Source organism: Myxococcus xanthus, assembly GCF_006402735.1.
Taxonomy (GTDB): domain Bacteria; phylum Myxococcota; class Myxococcia; order Myxococcales; family Myxococcaceae; genus Myxococcus; species Myxococcus xanthus_A.
In genome coordinates, this window is sequence record NZ_CP017174.1 from 3,026,127 (window position 1) to 3,047,379 (window position 21,253).

17 protein-coding genes are annotated in these 21,253 nt (G+C 68.8%); 11 read left to right on the forward strand and 6 right to left on the reverse strand.

From position 1 onward, the window contains the following. Positions 1 to 53: 53 nt before the first annotated feature. Together BHS09_RS12840 and BHS09_RS12845 are read left to right on the forward strand one after the other, a co-directional pair. Positions 54 to 1,370, forward strand: coding sequence for a tetratricopeptide repeat protein (locus tag BHS09_RS12840; protein ID WP_174260029.1), 1,317 nt, complete (start codon positions 54 to 56; stop codon positions 1,368 to 1,370). A 62-nt stretch (positions 1,371 to 1,432) separates the two neighbouring features. After that, the gene (locus BHS09_RS12845) at positions 1,433 to 1,867 is read left to right on the forward strand and encodes a PH domain-containing protein (RefSeq protein WP_140798009.1); all 435 of its coding nucleotides are present in this window, start codon (positions 1,433 to 1,435) and stop codon (positions 1,865 to 1,867) included. Positions 1,868 to 1,875: 8 nt separating this feature from the next. On the opposite strand, the gene BHS09_RS12850 is transcribed toward BHS09_RS12845, so the two are convergent. The 3 genes from BHS09_RS12850 to BHS09_RS12860 form a co-directional block, all read right to left on the reverse strand. After that, positions 1,876 to 2,733 (reverse strand): FHA domain-containing protein, encoded by an 858-nt coding sequence (locus BHS09_RS12850; RefSeq protein WP_140798010.1) that lies wholly within the window; start codon positions 2,731 to 2,733, stop codon positions 1,876 to 1,878. A 132-nt stretch (positions 2,734 to 2,865) separates the two neighbouring features. Then, positions 2,866 to 3,636, reverse strand: a complete 771-nt coding sequence (locus BHS09_RS12855) for a YqjF family protein (RefSeq protein ID WP_140798011.1) — start codon at positions 3,634 to 3,636, stop codon at positions 2,866 to 2,868. A 163-nt stretch (positions 3,637 to 3,799) separates the two neighbouring features. After that, positions 3,800 to 4,423 (reverse strand): hypothetical protein, encoded by a 624-nt coding sequence (locus BHS09_RS12860; protein WP_237080339.1) that lies wholly within the window; start codon positions 4,421 to 4,423, stop codon positions 3,800 to 3,802. 167 nt (positions 4,424 to 4,590) lie between these two features. On the opposite strand from BHS09_RS12860, the gene BHS09_RS12865 reads away from it, so the two are divergent. Beyond that, positions 4,591 to 5,793, forward strand: a complete 1,203-nt coding sequence (locus BHS09_RS12865) for a carbohydrate-binding family 9-like protein (RefSeq protein ID WP_140798013.1) — start codon at positions 4,591 to 4,593, stop codon at positions 5,791 to 5,793. 12 nt (positions 5,794 to 5,805) lie between these two features. Here BHS09_RS12865 and BHS09_RS12870 read toward each other — a convergent pair whose 3' ends face one another. Both BHS09_RS12870 and BHS09_RS12875 read right to left on the reverse strand, forming a co-directional pair. Further along, positions 5,806 to 6,060 (reverse strand): hypothetical protein, encoded by a 255-nt coding sequence (locus tag BHS09_RS12870; protein WP_174258753.1) that lies wholly within the window; start codon positions 6,058 to 6,060, stop codon positions 5,806 to 5,808. A 5-nt stretch (positions 6,061 to 6,065) separates the two neighbouring features. Next, positions 6,066 to 8,525 (reverse strand): DNA internalization-related competence protein ComEC/Rec2, encoded by a 2,460-nt coding sequence (locus BHS09_RS12875; protein WP_140798014.1) that lies wholly within the window; start codon positions 8,523 to 8,525, stop codon positions 6,066 to 6,068. Between the two features lie 183 nt (positions 8,526 to 8,708). Between BHS09_RS12875 and BHS09_RS12880 the strand changes: the two genes are divergently transcribed. After that, complete coding sequence (locus BHS09_RS12880; protein ID WP_013939202.1) at positions 8,709 to 9,203, forward strand: CarD family transcriptional regulator; 495 nt, start codon at positions 8,709 to 8,711, stop codon at positions 9,201 to 9,203. Between the two features lie 90 nt (positions 9,204 to 9,293). Then, a complete protein-coding gene (locus BHS09_RS12885) occupies positions 9,294 to 9,941 on the forward strand; it encodes a hypothetical protein (protein WP_140798015.1) in 648 nt (215 codons plus the stop codon). Here BHS09_RS12885 and BHS09_RS12890 read toward each other — a convergent pair. Continuing rightward, positions 9,919 to 11,544 (reverse strand): FHA domain-containing protein, encoded by a 1,626-nt coding sequence (locus BHS09_RS12890; protein ID WP_237080340.1) that lies wholly within the window; start codon positions 11,542 to 11,544, stop codon positions 9,919 to 9,921. The two genes, BHS09_RS12885 and BHS09_RS12890, sit on opposite strands and share 23 nt — an antisense overlap. A gap of 98 nt (positions 11,545 to 11,642) precedes the next feature. Between BHS09_RS12890 and cysS the strand changes: the two genes are divergently transcribed. From cysS to BHS09_RS12920, 6 genes are all read left to right on the forward strand, one after another. Further along, the gene (cysS, locus tag BHS09_RS12895) at positions 11,643 to 13,136 is read left to right on the forward strand and encodes a cysteine--tRNA ligase (protein WP_174258754.1); all 1,494 of its coding nucleotides are present in this window, start codon (positions 11,643 to 11,645) and stop codon (positions 13,134 to 13,136) included. A gap of 47 nt (positions 13,137 to 13,183) precedes the next feature. Beyond that, positions 13,184 to 14,863, forward strand: a complete 1,680-nt coding sequence (locus tag BHS09_RS12900) for a M28 family metallopeptidase (protein WP_418763991.1) — start codon at positions 13,184 to 13,186, stop codon at positions 14,861 to 14,863. 53 nt (positions 14,864 to 14,916) lie between these two features. After that, positions 14,917 to 17,031 carry an excinuclease ABC subunit UvrB gene (gene uvrB, locus BHS09_RS12905; protein WP_140790084.1) on the forward strand — a complete coding sequence of 705 codons (2,115 nt, stop codon included), beginning with the start codon at positions 14,917 to 14,919 and terminating at the stop codon, positions 17,029 to 17,031. Between the two features lie 12 nt (positions 17,032 to 17,043). Continuing rightward, positions 17,044 to 18,984, forward strand: coding sequence for an excinuclease ABC subunit UvrC (gene uvrC / locus BHS09_RS12910; protein WP_140798019.1), 1,941 nt, complete (start codon positions 17,044 to 17,046; stop codon positions 18,982 to 18,984). Positions 18,985 to 19,121: 137 nt separating this feature from the next. Then, the gene (locus BHS09_RS12915; RefSeq protein ID WP_140790088.1) at positions 19,122 to 19,640 is read left to right on the forward strand and encodes a DUF507 family protein; all 519 of its coding nucleotides are present in this window, start codon (positions 19,122 to 19,124) and stop codon (positions 19,638 to 19,640) included. Positions 19,641 to 19,707: 67 nt separating this feature from the next. Beyond that, positions 19,708 to 21,132, forward strand: a complete 1,425-nt coding sequence (locus BHS09_RS12920) for a hypothetical protein (RefSeq protein ID WP_140790090.1) — start codon at positions 19,708 to 19,710, stop codon at positions 21,130 to 21,132. Positions 21,133 to 21,253: the final 121 nt, after the last annotated feature.

Genomic DNA, 21,253 nt, shown 5'->3' on the forward strand with positions numbered 1-21,253 from the left:
CGCGGCCCTGGTTTTTCTGCTACGGCTTCCGGATCGATACCCCGGGAGCCGTCATGGTCGTCTTGCGCAGGTTCGTCATCGCGCTGTCCGCGGCAATGCTGCTGGGAGCCGCGGAGCCATCCGCCGCGGCCCGGGCCGCCTTCCTGCGCGGGGAGTCGGCGCTGGCGCGTGGCCGCTGGGATGACGCGGCCACCGCCTACCGCGAGGCCCTGGCCGACACGCCCGGCTATCCCTCCGCCCTCAATGGCCTGGGCAGCGTGCTCTTCCGCAAGGGGCAGGTGCAGGAGGCGCTCACGCTCTTTCGCGACGCCGCGAAGGCCGACCCCGGCTTCAAGATGGCCTGGTTCAACCTGGGCTATGCCGCGCGGAAGACGGGGGATGCGGCCACCGCGGCACAGGCCTACGAGCGCTACACCGAGCTCGAGCCCGGCGACGCGGACGGCTACTACGGGCTGGGGGAGAGCTACCGGCAGCTCGGCCAGAAGGACAAGGCGATTCCCGCGTACCAGGCGTACATCGCCCGTGAGCAGCGCAAGGGGGAGCAGGTCTGGGTCCGCAAGGCGACCGAGCACCTGAAGGCCATGGGCGCCGAGCCGCTCGCGGTTGCCACCGCGCCGGCCGCTGCGACGCCCTCGGCGGCGCCTGCCGTGGAGTCCGTGACGTCCAACCCGGCGCTGGCTGCGTCGCGCATCCGCGACGGCGACGCCTTGATGAAGGAGCGCCGCTACCGCGAGGCGGCCTTCGCCTTCCTGGATGCGTCCCACGCGGATGCGGGCCATGTGGAGGCCTTGTTCAAGCTGGGCAACGCCCTGGCGGTGCTGGGCTACTACGGACAGGCGGTGGCGCAGTGGGAGCGGGCCACCGCGCTCACGAAGGACGCGGCCATCCAGCAGAGCGCGAAGGAGAACATCGACCGCGCGCGGACGAAGATGGCGCAGGCGGGCGCTTCTCCCCAGGCCGCGGGGCAGGCACCGGGCTCCGGCCCCGTGGCTGACACGACGCGCGTGCTGGCGCGCCGGGCGTATGAGCAGGGCGTACAGCGCATCGCCAGCAAGGACTTCAGTGGCGCGCTGACCAGCCTCACCCAGGCCATCCAACATGAGCCCATGCTGGCCGTGGCCTTCGTCGCGCGAGGCAGCGCCAACATCGGCCTGCGTCGCTACGCGGAAGCAGCGGCGGACTATCAGTACGCCTTGGAGCTGGAGCCCGGCTCGGCGTCTCCGCTTTACGGACTGGCCGAATCTTTCCGCGCCATGGGCCGCACGCTGGAGGCACGCGACCTCTACGAGCGCTATGCCGCCTCCTCCTCCGCGGACGTCCGCCCCCAGCTCCAGGAGGAATCCCGACAGAAGGCGGCGCGCCTGCGTTGACCGGCAGGCAGGAAGCCTGAGGGTAGGTGGACCGTGTCAGCCCCAAGCATTAGCTTCCATGAATGACCGGGCGCGACGCGGAACCGAACGGACGGCAGGTCTTCAGGCCCCGACGGGTCTTCGCAGCGGCCATGGCCGCCGCGGGTCTCCTCTGGGTTGCCGTGCTGGTGTACCTCCTCCGATTCTTCGATGAGGTCCCGCTCAAGACCTTCCTCTCAGCGGGCTTTTTCGTCCTCTTCTTCGCCGTGTCGCTCATGTACTACGGGCGCACGCACATCGTCGTGGATGCCCGGGGCTTGACCTGCCAAGGCATGGTGCGGACGCGGCGCTTCACCTTCGCGGACATCCGCAAGCTCGATGTCCTGCCCGGGCCCGTGACGGTCTACGCCATCCGGGGCAAGGCGGGCCTCGTCCACTTCACCAGCTTCTTTCGGCACCATCAGCAGCTCGCGCGGCTCCTCGTGGAGCGCGCGGGGCTGGGGCCCATTCCAGGCTGAGCCTCGCGTCAGCTTCCCGTCGCGAGCAGCCACGTGACGGCCACGCCCGCTAATGCCGCCACCGCGCCCAGGCCAATCAGCCACCATTCGCCGTGAGGCTTGGGCCCGCTGGGAGGTGCCTCGGGCGTGGGCTCCACCGTGACTTCGGTGGAAGCAGGGCTGACCGCGCCGGAGGGCGATTCCTGTTCGCCAGCTGGCACGGGGGGCGGGGGCTCTTCCACGGTGGCCTGGAAGCGGAGCAGTGAGCGGCCCATTTCAATGACGTCGCCATCCGCCAGAGGAACCCGGGATTCGACGCGCTGTCCGTTGAGGAAGACGCCGTTGGGGCTGCCCAGGTCCTCCAGGGAAAATCCTCCCTCGCCGTGGTGGACGCGCGCATGCGTCCTGGACACGGCCCGGTCTCTCAGCCGCATCGCCACGTCGCTGCCCCGTCCGATGTCCGTCTGCGCCTCGGCGAGCGCATGGACGCGCCCGACATCCAGTCCCGTGAGGCAGGTGAGGGTGGCCGCGCGCGATGGGGCCGGTTCATCCGTTCCCGTCAGCAGTCCCTTGAGGAGCGCCACGGTGCCCAGCCCGCGCTCACTGACGGCCTCTTGAAGCACGCGCAGTCCCATGTCGTCGGGCAGGCCGAGCGCCTCTCCGGGAATCACCAGCCTCGGGACACCCGGGGGGACCAGCACGCCGTTGACGGAGAAGGTGCGCGCGGCCTCGACCATGAGCCGCTGCGCCTCGATGCGCAGGCTGAGAAGGCTTGGGGGCAGGCCCTCCAGTCGGATGTGGTCATCCGGGCCGCCTCCCAGGAGGTGGATGCCATCGGCGAGCTCGAAGGGGGTGGTGGAGCCCAGGTGTTCAAATTCGAAGCGCATGAGACAGCCCGGGAGCAACGGGCCGGCCGTCCCAGGAGGCCAGGGTTCCGCGGACTTGCCGTCCACGTGCGTCCCGGTGGCGATGGGCCCGTCCGAAGCGCGAGACACCCGCGGAGGAAACGCGGACCTTGCTCAGGCGGCGCGCGGCGTCTCGGAGGCCCGCGACTGGCCGGCACCGGGGCCCGTCCGCGTGCCGGGGTACACAGCCACGGCCGAACCATCCGCGACGAAGGCGGAGTTGGGCTTGCCGCGCAGGAAGGGGACGAACCTCGCGCCGTACATGCCTTCCACGTCGATATCGAGCGCCGTGTTCTCCACCCGCCACACGGACCAGCGGGGATGCTCCACGCGGTACTCCGCGCAGCCGCCGTCCCGTTGCGCGGTATAGCCCCAGTAGTGCTCGGTGATGAACTCCGCCTCCGAGCCAGGTTCGCTGGCCTGCGGCGGCCCGAGCGTCGTCGCCGCCAGGTGCTGCCACTTTCCCCCCGCCTTCCACGCATATTCGACGCGGCCAGGGGCGCCGGTGTGCGCGCCTTCCATCTCCACGACGTGCCGCATGGGCAGCGCGACATACGGCTCGTTGTAGAGCACGCGCGCCACGGTGGCGATGGCCAGTCGCGGGACGATTTCCTTCACGAACACCACGCCTCGCCGCCAGCCTTCAGGGCCGAGATGCCGCACGTAGAAGCGCAGGTTCACCTCATCGAAGTTCCGGTGGAAGGGCACGGGCAGTCCCCGCACGCGCGTGTCGAGGAACCGGAAGCCCACCATGCTGGCGAAGGTCCGGCCCTGCCAGGTGTCCAACTCCGTGTCACGGGGGACGAGGGGCCGGAGCACCTCGGGGTCCACCTCGTAGTTGAGCATGACGAGATACCGCCACTCCGCCGTGAGGAAAGGGCTCATGCCTCCGTCCTAATGCGGGGCCTTCTCCCGACGCCACCCCGTCTGACGGCGGGCGTGCCTCGCGCTCACCCCTCGCAGAAGCCGGCATTCTGCGACGAGGGAGCGCTCGGCGGAGGCCAGGTGTCCGGGCTCGCTCCATGCCCAGGCATCGGTGGCCGCGTCGCTACCAGGTCGCGCCGATGTTGACGGTGCCCGCGTAGCTGCCGCCGCTGCTGAAGTTCCGGTCGCCAATCGTGACGTCGCCGGGCGGGACGTTCGCCGCGAACTGCTGGTCCAGGAGGAAGCTGTACTGGAGCCGGGCATCGGCGGTGAAGTTGCCCATGTGGACGCGCAGGCCGCCGCCCAACGGGATGTTGCCCACCGTGTCATCCGCGAAGGCGACCGTGGGTGCCCGCACGTTGTACCGGCTGAGGCCCACGCCGCCCAGGACGTAGGGCTGCACGGGCGCGGCACCCAGGCCCAGCGTGGCCACCACGTGCGCGCCGTTTCGCACCAGGTCCGGGCCGCTCCGGGCGCCCGTCACCACGCGCTGGTCGAACTCGTTGAGGGCGCCCGAGTAGCCCAGCTCGATGCCCAGCACCTTCGTGGGCTTGATGGCCACCGTCACGCCGTAGCCAAGGCCCGGGTTGATGTCGGAGCCCAGTGCGCTCGTGTAGCCCTCGACACCGCCGCCCACCAGGAGCGTCAGTCCGCGCATGTCCGCGGAGGACTCCAGCCGATCCTGTGCCATGGCGCTCCCTGCTCCCAGCACACCCACCACCGCACCCACCTTGAGTAGAGTTTTCATTCGCGCCTCCCTTGGGCCTGAACCGCCGGTTGAGGCGAGAAGATGGGAGCCACCGCTCGGCATGACAATTGCCGGGACTTCAAGGCGAGAGGGGCTCGATGGTTGCCTGCTCGCTCACCTCGTGGTGAACCCATTGGACGCGAAGCCCGCTAGGATGCGCGGCCCCGATGCGTCTCCCGTCCTCCGTCCTTGCTCCGCTGCTGGCCGTCACCTGTCTTGCCACCGCCTGTCGTGATGAGCAGGCCGGGCCGCGTCAGCAGACGCCCCGCATTCCCGCGCCCACGCAGCTCCGCACCCTGGACGCGGCGCCCGCGGACCTCACGTTCCGCAGCGGCGCGACGTTCGCCGGTGGCGCGGTGGTGTACCTGGGCTCCAAGGTGTCACCGGAGAAGGCCGCGCCCGGCACGCAGGTGAGGCTGGCCCATTACTTCCAAGCGGTTCGCCCGCCGCCGCAGGGTTTCGCCTTCTTCGCCCACGTCGTGGACCCGGCCAGTGGCGGCATGCTCACGAACGCGGACCATGAGGTACAGGGGGGCGCCGCGCCGCTGGCGTCATGGCCGGTGGGCAAGGTCATCGAGGACGTCCACTCGGTGCCCATGCCGGGCACGCCCGCGCGCGTGATGCTCGGCTTCTGGCGGGGAGACTCCCGGCTGCCCGTGGACGACGCCAATGCGCATGACGGCTCGCAGCGGATGCTGGGGCCTCAGCTGGGCGGGGCCGCGCAGGAACTGCCCGAGTACTCCGTCCCGCGCGTGAGCCAGCCGCCCACCATCGACGGCGTGCTCGACGACGCGGCGTGGAAGCAGTCCAGACCGGTGGTGCTGCGCCGGAGCTTCGATGGGAGCGCCGCGCGCCAGCGCACCGAGGCGCGGCTCGTCCATGACGGCAAGTTCCTCTACGTGGCCTTCGACCTGGATGACCCGGACGTGTGGGGCACACTGCGCAAGCGCGATGACCCCATCTACGAGGAGGAGGTGGTGGAAATCTTCCTCGACGCCAACGCGGATGGCCGCACGTACAACGAACTCCAGGTGTCACCGCACAACGTCATCTTCGACGCGTACTTCCCCGCCCGTCGGCAGGGCATGGACCGCTCCTGGGATTCAGGGATGACGTCCGCCGTGAAGGTGCGGGGCACGTTGGATGATGCCTCGGACCGCGACGAGGGCTGGTCGGTGGAGATGCAGATTCCCTTCGACCGGCTGGCCGAAGTCCCGCACATCCCGCCCCAGCCGGGTGACCGCTGGCGCTTCAACCTCTACCGGCTGGAGCACCATGACCGCCGCACGGTGGAGGGGCAGTCCTTCTCGCCCCTCTTCGTCGGCGACTTCCATGCGCTGCCGCGCTTCGGTTGGCTCGTGTTCGAATAGGGGCGCCCGCGCTCACGCGTGGGGGCTGATGTCCCAGTGCGCGTCCGCGACGGACCGCTCGGTGGGGTCCCCCAGGAAGCGGAGGAAGCCGCGAAGCTCCATCGTGTCGATGAGCTCCTCCGCCTCCAACTCCGAGAAGCCGCGCATGTCCACGAGCAGGTTGCGCATCACGGACTTGCCACGGAGGTACCCGATGGGTTCTCCCGGGCCGAGCGCGTTCTTCAGGTCGGCGGTGAGCTGCTGGAGGTCGATATCCTCTGGAATCATCGGCCTCAATCTGGTGATGGGCCCCCAGCCCGTGCAACCGGCATGACCCAGGGAGAGGGCTCGTGGGGCAGGAAGGTGAGCAGGCGGACGTCCTGGCCGTCGCTTTCCACGGTGATGGCGCCATGCTGGTCTGTTCGCCAGCACTCGCTTCCCAGCGCCCGGTATCGCGCCTCCACGTCGTCGTGGGGGAAGCCGTAGCGGTTGCGCCGGCCCACGCAGAAGACGACGTGCCGTGGGCGTGTGCGTGCCAGCAGGGCTTCCGTGGAGGACGTCCGTGAGCCGTGGTGAGGGGCCTTCATCACCGTCACCGGACCCAGTTGTTCCGCCAGGGCCTCCTCGCCATCCGCCTCCACGTCGCCCGTGAGCAGCACGGTGACGTCGCCGTGGCGCACCAGGAGCACCACGCTTCGGTCGTTCGCGCCTTCCAGCAGGTCGCGTGCCTCCAACGCTGGTGGCCCGAGCACTTCGATGGTCGCCTCGCCCAGGCGCAGGGGGGGATGGCCCACCTCGACTTCCTCCACGAGCGCCGTCCCCGCCGCGGCCACCACCTGCCGCGAGAGCGGACCGTCTCCGTCGCCCGCGGGCATCCACAGTCGCTGGGTGGGAATCTGCTTCAGCGCGGATGCCAGCCCGAGCGCATGGTCCGGATGCGGATGTGACAGCACGGCGAGGTCCAGCCGGGAGATGCCGGCGTGCTTCAGGTACGGGAGGATGAAGCGCTCCGCGGTGTCCATGCCGCCTGGAACGCCGCCGCCATCCACGAGCATGTGCTCACCACCGGAGCTGACGACCACGCCGTCTCCCTGACCCACGTAGAGAAAGGTGACGCGCAGCCCGGGCTGCGGCGTGAGCACCGGTGCCAGGATGGCGGCGATGACGGCCGCGGGAGCCAACAAGCCGCCCAGCCGCCAGCGTCCCGTGCCGAGCGCCCACGTCAGCAGCCCCGCCGCGTAGAGCGCCGACAGGAAGCCCAGTGACGGCACCTCGACCGAGGCCAGCGGCGCCGCCGCGAAGAGCCGGGTGATGACCAGCAGCAGCTCGGACGCCCAGGCGCCGGCCCACAGCACCGGCGTCGCCAGCACGGGGGCAACGACGAAGAGCGCGGCGCCACCCGCGGCCAGGCCCGTGAGCAGCCCGCATAAGGGCAGGGCGACCACGTTCGAGATGAGCCCCGCGATACTCACCCGTCCGAAGGTCGCCGCGACGATGGGGAGTCCCGACAGCGTCGCGGCCGCGCTCGCGCACAGTGTCTGCGCCACCGTCTCCTGGGCCTGTCCCCACCAGCGCCGGACGCGGTGGGGCTCGGACGGGTCAGGCTCGGCCAGGGGCAGCGCCTGCCGCAGCGGCGGTGACAGCAGCACCAGTCCCAGCACGGCGAGGAACGACAGCCGCAGCGACAGGTCGGCCACGCTGGAGGGCGCCCAGGCCACCAGCACCACGGCCGCAGCGGCCAGTCCGTTGAGCCCGTCCGCGCGCCGCCAGAGCGCCAGCCCCAGCAGCACCACCGTGGCCATCACCGCGGAGCGCACCGCGGGCGGCTGATTGTCGGTGAACACGACGTAGGCCCAGACGAAGGGCACCGCCGCGGGGGCCGCCACCTGCCGAGCATCCAGCATCCGCCACCGCTCACCGGTGCGCACCACCAGCCGCCGCAGCACCGCGAGGGTCATCAGCGCCAACGCCGCCACGTGCAGCCCGCTGACACTCAACACGTGGGCCAGTCCTGCGCGAGAGAAGGCCTCTTCCCACGAATCATCCAGCGCCGCGCGTTGCCCCGCCGCCAGGGTGAGGAAGAGCGCCGCTGCATCCGTCGATGGCGACACGGCATGGACCGCCGCCGCCAGCCGCGTGCGCGTGTCCTCCAATGACACCCGCCACGCCGGGGCAGGGGAGAGCACCACCAGGCGCCGCGCGTCCATGCCACCGGTGAAGGCCACGCCCTGTCGCCGTCGCGCCGCCCCGAAATCCTTCTCACCGGGGTTCGACGGGGGCGCGTCTGGCTGCAGCTTCGTCTCTGCCCGGATACGTTGGCCGGGGAGGAGCGGCGGTGGCTCGCCGCGCAGCGACAGGTTCATCCGAAACCGTACGGGGGCCAACGGTCCAGGAGGGACGCCAGCCCGTGCGACGGCCAACCGGACACGCGTCGTCCCGTCAAAGCGGTCCACCCGCTCCGTTTCTCCCTCGATGACGATGGCGTTGCCTTGGGTCAGCTCCGCCGGCACATCCACCTGGGATTCCCAGCGCGCCAGCCCCGCGCCCGCCGCCCAGAGTGACGCCAGCACGGCGAGATGCGCACCAGGCAGCCGGGCGAGCGCCAGTCCGAGCGCTCCCAGTAAAAGCCCACAAACGAGAAATGGTTCTGCGTACGCGCTTGTTACCGGGGCGCAGAGGGCTCCGAGTGACAGGCTCAGGGCGGGAAAGAAGAGAGGACGCGCGCCCAGGTCGCGCCAAGCATGACGTTCCACCTTCCGACCCCCACCCGCCGCCCGTCACACTGGTGCACACATCTGCCGACACCGCGTGTAGAAACCGACAACGTAGTCGGGCGCGTCCTGGGTGGTCAAGGCGTTATCGTTGCCCGTGGATGTGGTTTGTGGTAGTAGTGCCCGGCTGAAAGGCCGGGAACGAGTCTTTCAAGGAGGCAGTGAGTGCAGACCAGCTTCAAGACTGGTGACAAGGCGGTCTACCCGGGCCAGGGCGTCGGTGAAGTGATGGGTATCGAACACACCGAGGTGGCCGGGCAGCGCCAGTCCTTCTACGTGCTGCGCATCCTGGAGAACGGAATGCGGATCATGATCCCGATCAACAAGGTCGGGTCGGTCGGTCTCCGGGAGATCATCAGCGAGGAGGACGTCAAGCAGGTCTACTCCATCCTCAAGGAGAAGGACATCTCCGTTGACTCCACGACGTGGAACCGTCGTTACCGGGAGTACATGGAGAAGATCAAGACGGGCTCGGTGTTCGAAATCGCCGAAGTGCTCCGCGACCTCTACCTCCTGAAGGGCGATAAGGACCTCTCCTTCGGCGAGCGGAAGATGCTGGATACCGCGCGCTCGCTGCTCATCAAGGAGCTGTCGCTGGCCAAGGACTGCTCCGAGGAAGAAATCGAGTCGGACCTGAAGAAGATCTTCAACCTGGCCTGAGCCACAGGACTGCCGTCCAAGACTCGTCGCCCCGGGTTCCCAAGCAGGGAGCTCGGGGTTTCGTCTTTCCACGCCACATCATGTCCGCCCATGAGTGAGCTGCTGCCGCAGTCCCCCACGGAAGAGGCGCGAGCGCGCCGCATCGCGGAGCTCGAGGCCCGGTTGTCACGCCGCCGCGTGGGCGTGCGTCCCGTGGCCGCGGTCATGGCCATCGCCGTGGGACTGGTGCTGCTCGGCATGCAGTGGAAGGACTTGTCGTATTTCCTGTCTCCAAGCGTTCCGCTGACGTTGGGCGCGGAAGGGGCGTATCGCTTCGAGGCGCTCACTTCCAACCGTTACGCCCAGGTGCATGGCGTGCCCACGGTCCGGGGCGCCTATGAGCGCGCGGACGGCGCGCTGTATGTCCTCGTGGGGCTGCGCGACTCGCCCTTCGTGGTGCGCCGGCCAGCGCTCCCGGGGGAGCAGTGGACCGAAGGCCGTCCGCCGCCGCAGCCCGACCAACGTCCCTTCGCCGTGCGAGGACGGCTGCTGGCGCAAGAGGATGCCTCTCGCTACCGCGATGCCCTGGCCCTGATGGTGCGCATGGGTGAGCTCCAACCGCGGGACGGCCGGTTGTGGCTGCTCATCGAAGGCGAGCGTCCCGGCGCGGACAGGGGATTGCTGCTCGTGTGCCTGTCGCTGGTCACCTTCGTGGTGCTCAACGCGATGCTGCTGGTCAGGGGGCTGAAGCGCGGGTGAGCCGGCCGAGCTGCTCGCGGGCCTCGCGGTTGCCGGTGTCGTGCTTCAGGGCCTGCTCGAAGGCGGCGCGCGCCTCGTCCACCCGGCCCGCGGCGGCATGCTCCGTGCCGACCTGGACATGGAGCCGCGACAATTGCTTGCGCAGGGGCGGTCCGTGTTTGCTCCAGCCATGCGCCAGGGCATCGTCCACCGAAATGGCGAGCGTCAGCTGCGCAATGGCCTCTGGGAAGTCCCGCTTCGCCAGGGCCTTCTTCGCCTGCGCCTCGGCGGTCTCGAACCTCATGAGCTGCCCGTGCAGCGCGGTGAGCTTCTCCGCCTGGGCCAGGTCCCGGGCCGCCGCCACATCTCCCGCTTCGTAGCGGCGCAGGACCTCGGCCTCCTTCGTGGAGGTGGCGTCGGATGGCGCCGCCGCCGAATCGAGCGCCCCAGCCGTCCGCTTGTTCGAGGACGCTGAATCCGCGCTGCGCACCCGGCGCTGGGCGTTCGCCGCGGAGTCCGCGCCCCTCATCGCGAGCGCGCTGGAGGAAGCCGCGTCAGCGCCTTGCGTCTGCCGCTGGGCGGTCGCCGCCGAATCGGTGCTTCCCGCCGTGCGCTCGTTCGAGGGGGCAACGGCCATGGGACGCACCTGCTTCGTGGTGCCCCGAGCCACGTTCAGGGCGCTGATGCCCGTGGCCTTGGGCGTCAGGGGCGCGTCCTCCTCTTCGGGAGGCGGATTCTCCGGGGTGCCCGTCGCGGCTCCAACCACCGTGTCGCCTGTTTTCTCGGCGCTGCTGGCTGCGGGCACTTCCATATCGACCCGCGTGGGCGCACCTGACACGACCACGGTCGGCGAAGCGGCGGCCGCATTCCGGGGGGCCGCCGGTGGCGGGGCGGGAGAGATGTGCTCCGTGCCGCCGGCCATCCGCATGGAAAGCAGCGCGATGAGCGCGGCCACACCCGAACCCAGCGCCGCGGCGCCCAGGGCCACACCCACCGTGCTCAAGGCCCTGCGCGAAGGCGGCTTGTCGTCGTGGGAGACGGCGGGCACACCCAGGGCGGGGGTTCCACCGGGGCCGCGCAGGCGCAACAGGGCATTGCCGAGGGACACCTCGTCCCCCGGCATCAGCTCGACCTCCGAGGTGATGCGATGGCGGTTGAGGAAGGTGCCGTTCTGGCTGCTGAGGTCCTTCAGGAAGAAGCGCTCGCCGCGGCGGGTCAGGTGCGCATGCCGGCGGCTGATGGACGGGTGCTGCAGGCGGAGGTCGGACGAGGAGGACCGCCCGATGACCAGCGCCCCCTGTTTGACGGGCACCAGCTGTCCGGCGCCGGGGCCTCGCTCGACGTACAGGAAGGCAGCCGCGTACCCGGGGTCCGAGTACTCATTCGAGGTGTCGAAGCGGGAGGCGAGCTCGCGGTCGCTGTTGGCGCGCCCTTCCGGGCCCTGGCGCCGGCTGCGGCGGGAGCCCGCGGGAAACTGGGGAACCCGCTGGGGACGCGGGTCGTCAGCCTGGAGCGGATCCACCTCGTCGTCGTCGAAGGGCAGCTCCACGTCTGAATCCTGGGGCGCCTGCGTACCGGGCGGGCGGGGCGGCCGAGGGGGCCGCTTTGGGTTCGGTGGAGCCATGATGCCCATTCTCCCAGATTGGGGGCGGCGACGAACCCCTCGCGAATACTGGCCTGTCCACGACCCGAGACTCTAGAGTGAGGGACACACCCACGCCTATGGACCCGAGAGGATTGCCGCACGTGACCCCGCCCGCCATCCGGCTCTTCAACACGATGACCATGCAGAAGGAGCTGCTGCAGCCCGCCATTCCTGGCGAGGTGGGGGTCTACGTCTGTGGTCCTACCGTCTACAGCTACATTCATATCGGGAATGCCCGCACCTTCACCTCCTTCGACGTGGTGGTCCGCTACCTCCGTCACCGGGGCCTGAAGGTCCGGTACGTCCGCAACTACACGGACGTGGACGACAAAATCATCAAGGCGGCCGCGGAGACGGGGGAGACCCCGGTGGCGCTGGCGGCGCGCTACGTGGAGATCTTCCGCGAGGACACCCGGGCGCTCCACCTGCTGGAGCCGGACTTCTCGCCGCGGGTGAGCGACCACCTCCCCGAAATCATCGCCATCATCCAGAAGCTCGTGGACAAGGGCCACGCGTACGCCTCCCAGGGCGACGTGTACTTCTCCGTGAGCAGCGACGCGGACTACGCGAAGCTGTCCAAGCGCAACCTGGACGAGCTGTGCGTGGGCGAGCGCGTGCAGCCGGGTGATCAGAAGCGCGAGCCGCTCGACTTCGCCCTGTGGAAGGCGGCCAAGCCGGGAGAGCCCGCGTGGGAGAGCCCCTGGGGCCCCGGCCGTCCGGGCTGGCACATCGAGTGCTCCGCCATGAGCGCGAAGTACCTGGGTGAGACGTTCGACATCCACGGCGGCGCGCTGGACCTCATCTTCCCCCACCACGAGAACGAAATCGCCCAGAGCGAGTCCGCCAACGGCGTGACCTTCGCCCGGTATTGGATGCACTGCGGCTTCCTGGACCTGGAAGGCGCGAAGATGTCCAAGTCGCTGGGCAACGTGGTGCGCCTGCGCGACGCGCTGACCAAGGTGGACCCGGAGGCGCTGCGCTTCTTCTTCCTCGCCACGCACTACCGCCACCCGCTGTCGTTCTCCGACAAGGCGCTGGCGGATGCGGAGACGCGCATGGAGTACTTCTACGAGACGCTCCGCAAGGTGGACGAGCGAATCTCTGGGAAGGACTTCGGCAAGGGGGCCCTGCACGGCGACCCGCAGCGTTTCTTCAGTGAGTTCGAGTCCGCCATGGACGACGACTTCAACACCGCGGGCGGCCTGGGCGCGCTGTCGGGGCTCTTCGGGATGATGAACGAGCTGACCGACAAGCCGCCCGTGAAGGACAAGGCCCTGGTGGGCCGCACACTGCAGGCGCTGCGTGAGGACGTGCGCAGGGTGTCCGGCGTCCTGGGCCTCTTCGAGGACGCGCCCGATGCGTGGCTGCTGCGCCGCCGGGAGCGCGCCGTGCGCGAGCGCGGCATCGACGTGGCGGAGGTGGAGCGCCTGCTGGGCGAGCGCACCGCTGCCCGCGCGGCGAAGGACTTCGCCGCCGCGGACCGGGTGCGAAGCGAGCTGAAGCAGAAGGGCGTGGAAATCATGGACACGCCCGCTGGCACGACGTGGAAGGTGGCGCCGCTCCAGGGCTGATGCAGTGCTTCGGGTGTCCCGGGCTTCGTGTTAGGGCTCGGGACACCATGATGCGCTCGCTGCCCCTGCTTCTCGCTCTCTGCTCCGCTCCGGCGCTCGCGCAGCGCGTGCAGTTGACGACGCCCGCGGAGAGGTCCGCGTCCGGTGTCATCGCTCCGGAGGTGCTGCGTGCGCACGTGCGCTTCCTCGCGAATGACCTGCTGGAGGGCCGTGGTCCTGGTACGCGGGGGGATGCGCTCGCGCAGGCGTACATCGCATCGCAGTTCGAGGCGCTCGGGTTGCAGCCGCTGGGCACGGACGGCTCGTACCTGCAGCCCTTCGACCTGGTGGGCGTCACCAGCAGCCCCAAGGGCTTGTCGTTCCAGGCGCCCCAGGGCGCGGTGCACCTGAACTTCCACCACGACTTCATCGCCGTGTCCGGCGTGCAGGCCCCCGAGTCGAAGTTGGATGCGTCCGAGCTCGTCTTCGTGGGCTACGGCATCCAGGCGCCCGAGTACCAGTGGGACGATTTCAAGGGGATGGACCTGCGCGGCAAGACGCTGCTCATCCTCAACAGCGACCCGGAGGATGACCCGCAGCTCTTCGCGGGCAAGACCCGGCTCTGGTACGGCCGCTGGGATTATAAGTACGAGCAGGCCGCGAAGATGGGCGCGGCGGGCGCCATCATCATCCACACCACGCCGAGCGCGGGCTACCCGTGGCAGGTGGTGCAGACGTCGTGGACGGGAGAGCAGTTCGAACTGCCCGCCGCGGAGGGACCGCGCCTCCAGGTGAAGGCCTGGACGACCGAACAGGCCACGCGCCGGGTGTTGCAACTGGCGGGCAAGGACCTGGGCGCGCTGTGGGCCGCCGCGCAGAAGCGCGACTTCCAGCCGGTGCCGCTCGGGATGACGGTGTCGTCGCGCCTCACCAACACGGTGCGCCGCAGCCCCACCGCCAACGTGCTGGCGCTGCTGCCTGGGAGCGACCCGAAGCTGTCCCAGGAGGTGGTGCTCTACACCGCGCACCATGACCACCTGGGCCGCAAGGAAGGCGGCAAGCCGGGCGAGGACACCATCTACAACGGCGCGCTCGACAACGCGTCCGGTGTGTCGGCGATGCTCAACATCGCCAAGGCGTTCAAGGCCCTGCCCAAGGCTCCGCGCCGCTCCATCCTCTTCGCCGCCGTGGCCGCAGAGGAGCAGGGGCTGCTGGGCTCGCAGTATCTGGCCGAGCACCCGCCCGTGCCCCACGGCCGGGTCGCCGCCAACATCAACATCGACGGCGCCAACATCCATGGCCGCACCCGCGACCTCACCGTCATCGGCCTGGGCAAGTCCAACCTGGACGCCACGCTGGTCGCCCTGGCGAAGACGCAGGGCCGGGTGGTGAAGGCGGACCAGCTGTCGGACCGGGGCTTCTTCTACCGGTCGGACCAGTTCAACTTCGCCAAGCGAGGCATTCCCGCCGCGTACTTCGGCAGTGGGATGGACTTCATCGGCAAGCCGGAGGGCTGGGGCAAGCAGCAGCGGGAGGTCTGGGAGTCGAAGCACTATCACCAGCCGTCGGACGAGCTGCGTCCGGATTGGGACTTTTCCGGCGCGGTGGAAGACGTCCGCCTGTTCTTCCTGTTGGGCGCCCATGTCGCCCGGCAACCGGAGCTGCCGCGCTGGAACAAGGGGGATGAGTTCGAGGCTGCCCGGCTGCAATCCCTGGAAGCGCTGAAGCGACAGGACACTTCGAAGTAGCGCGGTCACGAACATCCGGCCTTCCCACCCGCGCGGTGTTAAGTCTCGCGGGTATGTCGGACTTTCAGCTCGTCAGCGAACACAAGCCCGAAGGCGACCAGCCAAGGGCCATTGGCGAACTCACGCAGGGCATCCTGCGGGGTGACCGCTACCAAACCCTGCTGGGCGTCACCGGGTCAGGCAAGACGTTCACGATGGCGAACGTCATCGCCAACGTGCAGCGGCCCACGCTGGTGATGGCCCATAACAAGACGCTGGCCGCGCAGCTCTACGGCGAATTCAAGGCGCTCTTCCCGAACAACGCCGTCGAGTACTTCGTCTCGTACTACGACTACTACCAGCCCGAGGCCTACGTTCCGTCGACGGACACCTTCATCGAGAAGGACTCGTCCATCAACGACAACATCGAACGGATGCGCCACTCGGCCACCCATTCGCTGCGCACGCGGGACGACGTCATCATCGTCGCCAGCGTGTCCTGCATCTACGGCCTGGGCGCGGCCCGCAGCTACGTGGACCTGGCGGTGCGCGCGGCGGTGGGCGAGGAGATGGGCCGCGACACCTTCATGCGCAAGCTGGTGGAGGCCCAGTACAAGCGCAACGACCTGGACTTCCATCGCGGCACCTTCCGCGCGCGCGGCGACACCGTCGAGGTGTTCCCCGCCTACGAGGAGGAGCGGGCCGTGCGCGTCAGCTTCTTCGGCGACGAGGTGGAGCGCGTCACCGAGTTCGACCCGCTGCGCGGCGTGACGCTGGGCGCGCTGGAGAAGATCGTCATCTTCCCCGCCAGCCACTACGTGGCCGAGGAGGACGTGCGCCGGCGCGCGATTCAGACCATTCGCGACGAGCTGTCCGAACAACTGCAGACGTTCAAGCGCGAGGGCAAGCTGTTGGAGGCGCAGCGGCTGGAGCAGCGCGCCATGTTCGACCTGGAGATGATTGAGCAGGTCGGCTACTGCAGCGGCATCGAGAACTACTCCCGGCACTTCTCCGGCCGCGCGGCGGGAGAGCCGCCTCCGTGCCTCATCGACTACTTCCCGCGCAACCTGCTGGTGATGCTCGATGAGAGCCACCAGACGGTGCCGCAGATTGGCGCCATGTATCGCGGCGACCGGGCGCGGAAGGAGACGCTGGTGGGCTTCGGCTTCCGCCTGCCCAGCGCGCTGGACAACCGCCCGCTCAAGTTCGGTGAGTTCGAGGAGTTGGTGCCCCAGGCCATCTTCGTCTCCGCGACGCCGGCCGAGTACGAACTGCAGAAGTCGCAGGGCGTGGTGGTGGAGCAGATCATCCGCCCCACCGGCCTGACGGACCCGGAGGTGGAGATTCGCCCAGTGGGCAATCAGGTGGACGACCTGCTGGAGGAGGTGCGTCAGCGCGTATCCCGCAGCGAGCGCGTCCTGGTGACGACGCTCACCAAGCGCATGGCGGAAGACCTCACGGAGTACTTCTCCGACGTGGGTGTGCGCGTGCGCTACCTGCACTCGGACATCGACGCGATTGAGCGCATGGCCATCATCCGTGACTTGCGCAAGGGCGAGTTCGACGTCCTGGTGGGCATCAACCTGCTGCGCGAGGGCCTGGACATCCCCGAGGTATCCCTGGTGGCCATCCTGGACGCGGACAAGGAAGGCTTCCTGCGCAGCCACGTCTCCCTCATCCAGACGATTGGCCGCGCGGCCCGTAACGTGAGTGGCCGCGTCATCATGTACGCGGACAACGTCACCGACTCCATGAAGAAGGCCCTGGAGGAGACGACGCGCCGCCGCGACATCCAGCGCGCGCACAACCAGGCGCACGGCATCACCCCGCGTTCGGTGAAGAGCAACATCACCGACCTGTCCGAGCACGCGGCCTACGAGGCGGGTGACGTGGGCGCCCTTCCGATGGCGGCCGAAGGCGAGGACGACGTCCTCCAGCCGAAGGAAATCAAGCGGCTCATCGAGGAATTCACCAAGGAGATGCTCGCCGCCGCGGACGAGATGCAGTTCGAGAAGGCGGCCGAGTATCGCGACCGCGTGCAGCTCTTGAAGGACATGGACCTGGGGCTGAAGCCGGCGTCGCGCTCGCTGCTGCGGGCCCCGGCGAAGGCGGCGGAAGCGGAAGCCCCGAAGAAGGGCCGGGGGCGCGGGGGCGGCGGACGCTCCGCGCGGGCCCGGAGCCGCAAGTAGGCGGGGGCTGGCATGGACGCGAAGCTCCTGGAGAAGCTGGACGCACTGCCCACCGAGCCCGGCGTGTACCTGATGAAGGACCGCCGGGGTCAGGTCATCTACGTCGGCAAGGCCATCAACCTGCGCAGCCGGGTGCGCTCGTACTTCAACCGCACCGGCGACACGCGCGTCTTCGTGTCCTTGTTGGACCAGTTGCTGGGTGACCTGGAGACGGTGCTCGTCAGCAACGAGAAGGAAGCGCTGCTTCTCGAAAACGAGCTCATCAAGAAGCACCGGCCGCGCTTCAACGTCCTGCTCAAGGACGACAAGCAATTCATCTCCCTGCGCCTGGACCGCACCCAGCCCTATCCGCGCCTGGAAGTGGTGCGCAAATACGAGCGCGACGGCGCGCGCTACTTCGGGCCCTATTCCAGCGCGGGAGCCATTCGCGAGACACTGCGGGTGGTCAACCGCTTCTTCCGCCTGCGTACGTGCACCGACCATGTGCTGGCCAACCGCAAGCGGCCCTGTCTGCTGCACCAGATTGGCCGCTGTCCCGCCCCGTGCGTGTACCCGGTTCCCCAGGAGGACTACCACCGCAGTGTGGACGAGGTGGTGATGTTCCTGGAGGGCAAGGCCGGGGAGCTGGTGGAGGGCCTGCGCCTGCGCATGAAGCGCGCCGCGCAGGAGCTGAAGTTCGAGGAGGCCGCGCGGATACGGGACCAGCTCAGCGCCATCGAGCGGAGCCTGGAGCGCCAGAAGGTCGCCACCACCGACTTCAAGGACCAGGACGTCTTCGCCTTCCACCGGGAAGGGGACCGCATCCTGTTCTACGTCCTGTGGGTCCGGCAGGGCCGGCTCAACGGCGGGCAGGCCTTCCCTTTCGGCAGCCAGGAGTTCCCCGACGAGGAGCTGATCGCCTCGTTCGTCAACCTCTACTACGACCAGGGCAGCTTCGTGCCGGAGGAGGTGCTGCTGCCGCTGGAGCTGGAGGACGGCACCGGAGGGCTCGAGGCACTCCTCACGGAGCGCAAGGGCGAGCGCGTGCGCGTCCTGGTGCCCAAGCGCGGGGAGAAGCTGGACCTGGTGAAGATGGCCGCGAAGAACGCCGAACAGGCCTTCGTGGAGCGCCGCCGCACGAAGGACGAAACGGACAACGTGCTGTCCCGGCTCCAGCAGCGGCTGGGGCTGCGCAACTTCCCGCGCCGCATGGAGTGCTTCGACATCTCGCACTTCCAGGGTTCAGCCATCGTCGCGTCGCAGGTGGCGGTGACGGACGGGGACGCGGACAAGTCGCGCTACCGGAAGTACAAGATCAAGACGCTGGAGAAGCAGGACGACTTCGCCAGCATGTACGAGGTCATCTCCCGCCGGCTGAAGCGGGGCCTGGAGGATAACGACCTGCCGGACCTGCTCGTCATCGACGGTGGCAAGGGGCAGTTGGCCAGCGCGCACGCGGCGATGAAGGACGTGGGCGTGGATTCGGTGGACGTGGTGGGTCTGGCCAAGAGCCGCGACCTGGAGGTGTTCGACCGCGACGCGGAGAGCGCCCGGAGCCCCGAGCGCGTCTTCGTGGTGGGGCGCAAGGACCCCATCGTCCTGTCCCAGAACTCGGCGGAGATGTTCATGCTCACGCGAATGCGGGATGAAGCCCACCGCTTCGCCATCACCTTCCAGAAGCAGGTGCTGCGCAAAAGCCGGGTGCGTTCGGCGCTGGAGGACATCCCCGGCGTGGGCGAGACGCGGCGCAAGCAACTGCTGCGGCACTTCGGTTCGCTCAAGCGGGTGGGGGACGCCTCCATCGAGGAGCTCGCGGAAGTCGTCGGACCGGCCATGGCGGAACGCGTCCATGCGGGCCTCCACGGGCATCCAGAAGAGGATGCGGAAGATCCCGTACGGGAGGCTTCCCTTGACGACGCGCACGAACCCGTCGACGAAAAAACGCAGGGAGGGTCGCCACCCGGGGCAGCGTGATTAATTTCCGCTGCAGACCTGATGGGAAGTGCGCTGGAAGCGCGACGTTCCTGGGGTTTTTCATTGCGACTGGGCTCGGCGCTGAACTATAGCGGTTGACGATTCCGAGCACGTTTCACAGAGGGCGAGGGACCGACATGAGGCTGTATCCGAAGGTGATCCCGATCATCTCGCGCGAGGCCATTCAGCAGCTCATGCAGGACGCGGACATCGAGGTGGAGCCGATGCGCGTGGCCGACGCCGAGATGGACCTGTCAGCCATCATGCGTGAGTACCTTGCGAACGAGGAGCGTGTGAACCAGGCGACGCGTGAAGCGCTGGAGCGTCGCGGCTACGACTATTCCAAGTTCAACCAGGTGAAGCGCGAGATGGCGGACGTCCGCGGCTTCAAGATGGGCGACGAGGGCATCGAGTACGTCATCAACCAGATGATTGAATTCCTGCTCATCAGCCGGAACGTCGAAGAGGTGTTCTCGGCGGATAACGGGCTGCGTCAGAAGATCTTCGCCGTCATGAAGCGTCACCTCGACGTGGACGACGAAATCGACAAGGAAGCCCGCTCCCGCCTGAAGCACCTGCAGGAGGGCACCAGCGCCTTCGACATCGAGTACAACAAGACGGTCGAGCAGATCCGCAGGGCGCGCGGCCTCATCTAGTTCGCAGGAGTGGGGCATGCCGTTCCCCGCTCCGCTGCCTACCTTGTAAACCAAGGAGGTAGCGTCGATGGCGGGACCCTTCACCACGTTCGTTCTGTCCGGTTTGCTGGCCACGGCGCCAGGCGGGTTCACGTTCGAGGGCCGCGAGGCCAGCGCGAGGACCGAGCAGCCAGACGGCTTCTTCATCCAGGGCTCACTTCCCTTCACGGACCTTGCTGAAAGCGGCACGGGGAGCGCGTCGCTGACGGTGGAGGACCGCGTGTCCCTTCCGGGCGCCACCTTTGGGGATAAAGGGACGCTGGAAGCGTCCTTTCGCCTGGGGGCCACGGAGTACCGGGTAGAGCTGACGCGGCCCGGTTTCCCGCCGGAGCAGGGGCACGGGGGCTCGGGCCCGCTTCCTCGCCCGCCTCGACATGCCATTGGCGGCGGCGTGTTGCTGGACGTCCCGCTCTATGGGGACAGTGGCCTGGGCTGGACGGCGATGACGCGCACCCACGCCGCGGTGGCGGTCTGGGGTGTGGGCAGCGTCTGGCGCAACGGGCAGCTTCTGACGGACACAGCCTTCGTGCACGCGGCGGCGCTGGCCGCTGGCGCGTACGCGGATGACGACACCCACCGGCTGCTGCGGCAGGCTCGCTACGACGACACGGAGCTCGTGGTGCTGGTGTGGAACCTCCCGCCGCAGCTCGAGCCGCGCGGCTTCATCCAGTTCGTGTTCGAGGACGTGGCCATCGACGTGGGCGGCACCGCGGTGAGTTCGCGGCCCTTCGTGGAGAACACGGGCAATCCGCCGCTGAGCTGGCACTCGCTGACGCCAGTACCGCTCTCCGCCACGGTAGGGGCGCCTGTCACCGCGTCGCCTCCGCCCGCGCCGTCGGCCATCGGGGGCGGTGGGACGGCCGGGTTGGCCGGCACGGCGACGCTTCAGGGGACGGGGCCCGTCACGCGGGTGGCGGTGCCGGCGACGGCTCCAGGGCGCCTGGCGACTACGCCCGTGCCGACCACGACGGTGCCAGGGGCGCCGGTGACGCCTGAGGTCATCAGTGGGGGCCTGCCCGTACCGACGGTGACGAACACGCCCGCGACTTACTCGGGACAGCTTCCGGTGACGCCGTTGGAGGGGACCACCGTGGTGGTGGGGACGCCTGGGAGTGGCACGACGACGGGGGCGTTCGCGACGCCGCCCACCACGTCCACCTTTGGTTCGTTCACGGTGCAGCCGCTGGCGCCGGGCTCGTTCGATGCGTTTGTCGGTACGGGGCAGTCCAGCGCGGGAATCATCGCCACCGAGCCTCCGCTCAACTCGAATCCGGCCGTGCCGCCGCCGGGGCTGCTGAGCACGCCGGCGCCGCTGAATGCCGGGACTCCGGCGCCGTTGCTGGGGACGCCCGCGCCGCTCAACGCCGCGCCAGCGCTCCCGCTGCCCGCTACGCCTTCTCCCGTGCTGGGGCCCGCGACGACCGCTCCCGCGCCTGCTGCGGCGGGTCCTTGAGTGGATGTTCCTAACGACAAGGCTGCCTGGGCGATTGGCAGAGGTCGCGTACTGGCGCTTGTGTGAGTCGGCTCATGCTCGCGACGTGGAGCCGGTCCTACGACGAGGCTTCGCTAGTGGG

Coding starts and splice junctions, on each gene's coding strand:
- BHS09_RS12840 (WP_174260029.1), top strand. CDS start 54: ATGGTCGTCTTGCGCAGGTTCGTCATCGCGCTGTCCGCGGCAATGCTG.
- BHS09_RS12845 (WP_140798009.1), top strand. CDS start 1,433: ATGACCGGGCGCGACGCGGAACCGAACGGACGGCAGGTCTTCAGGCCC.
- BHS09_RS12850 (WP_140798010.1), bottom strand. CDS start 2,733: ATGCGCTTCGAATTTGAACACCTGGGCTCCACCACCCCCTTCGAGCTC.
- BHS09_RS12855 (WP_140798011.1), bottom strand. CDS start 3,636: ATGAGCCCTTTCCTCACGGCGGAGTGGCGGTATCTCGTCATGCTCAAC.
- BHS09_RS12860 (WP_237080339.1), bottom strand. CDS start 4,423: ATGAAAACTCTACTCAAGGTGGGTGCGGTGGTGGGTGTGCTGGGAGCA.
- BHS09_RS12865 (WP_140798013.1), top strand. CDS start 4,591: ATGCGTCTCCCGTCCTCCGTCCTTGCTCCGCTGCTGGCCGTCACCTGT.
- BHS09_RS12870 (WP_174258753.1), bottom strand. CDS start 6,060: ATGATTCCAGAGGATATCGACCTCCAGCAGCTCACCGCCGACCTGAAG.
- BHS09_RS12885 (WP_140798015.1), top strand. CDS start 9,294: ATGAGTGAGCTGCTGCCGCAGTCCCCCACGGAAGAGGCGCGAGCGCGC.
- BHS09_RS12890 (WP_237080340.1), bottom strand. CDS start 11,544: ATGGCTCCACCGAACCCAAAGCGGCCCCCTCGGCCGCCCCGCCCGCCC.
- cysS (WP_174258754.1), top strand. CDS start 11,643: ATGGACCCGAGAGGATTGCCGCACGTGACCCCGCCCGCCATCCGGCTC.
- BHS09_RS12900 (WP_418763991.1), top strand. CDS start 13,184: ATGATGCGCTCGCTGCCCCTGCTTCTCGCTCTCTGCTCCGCTCCGGCG.
- uvrB (WP_140790084.1), top strand. CDS start 14,917: ATGTCGGACTTTCAGCTCGTCAGCGAACACAAGCCCGAAGGCGACCAG.
- uvrC (WP_140798019.1), top strand. CDS start 17,044: ATGGACGCGAAGCTCCTGGAGAAGCTGGACGCACTGCCCACCGAGCCC.
- BHS09_RS12915 (WP_140790088.1), top strand. CDS start 19,122: ATGAGGCTGTATCCGAAGGTGATCCCGATCATCTCGCGCGAGGCCATT.
- BHS09_RS12920 (WP_140790090.1), top strand. CDS start 19,708: ATGGCGGGACCCTTCACCACGTTCGTTCTGTCCGGTTTGCTGGCCACG.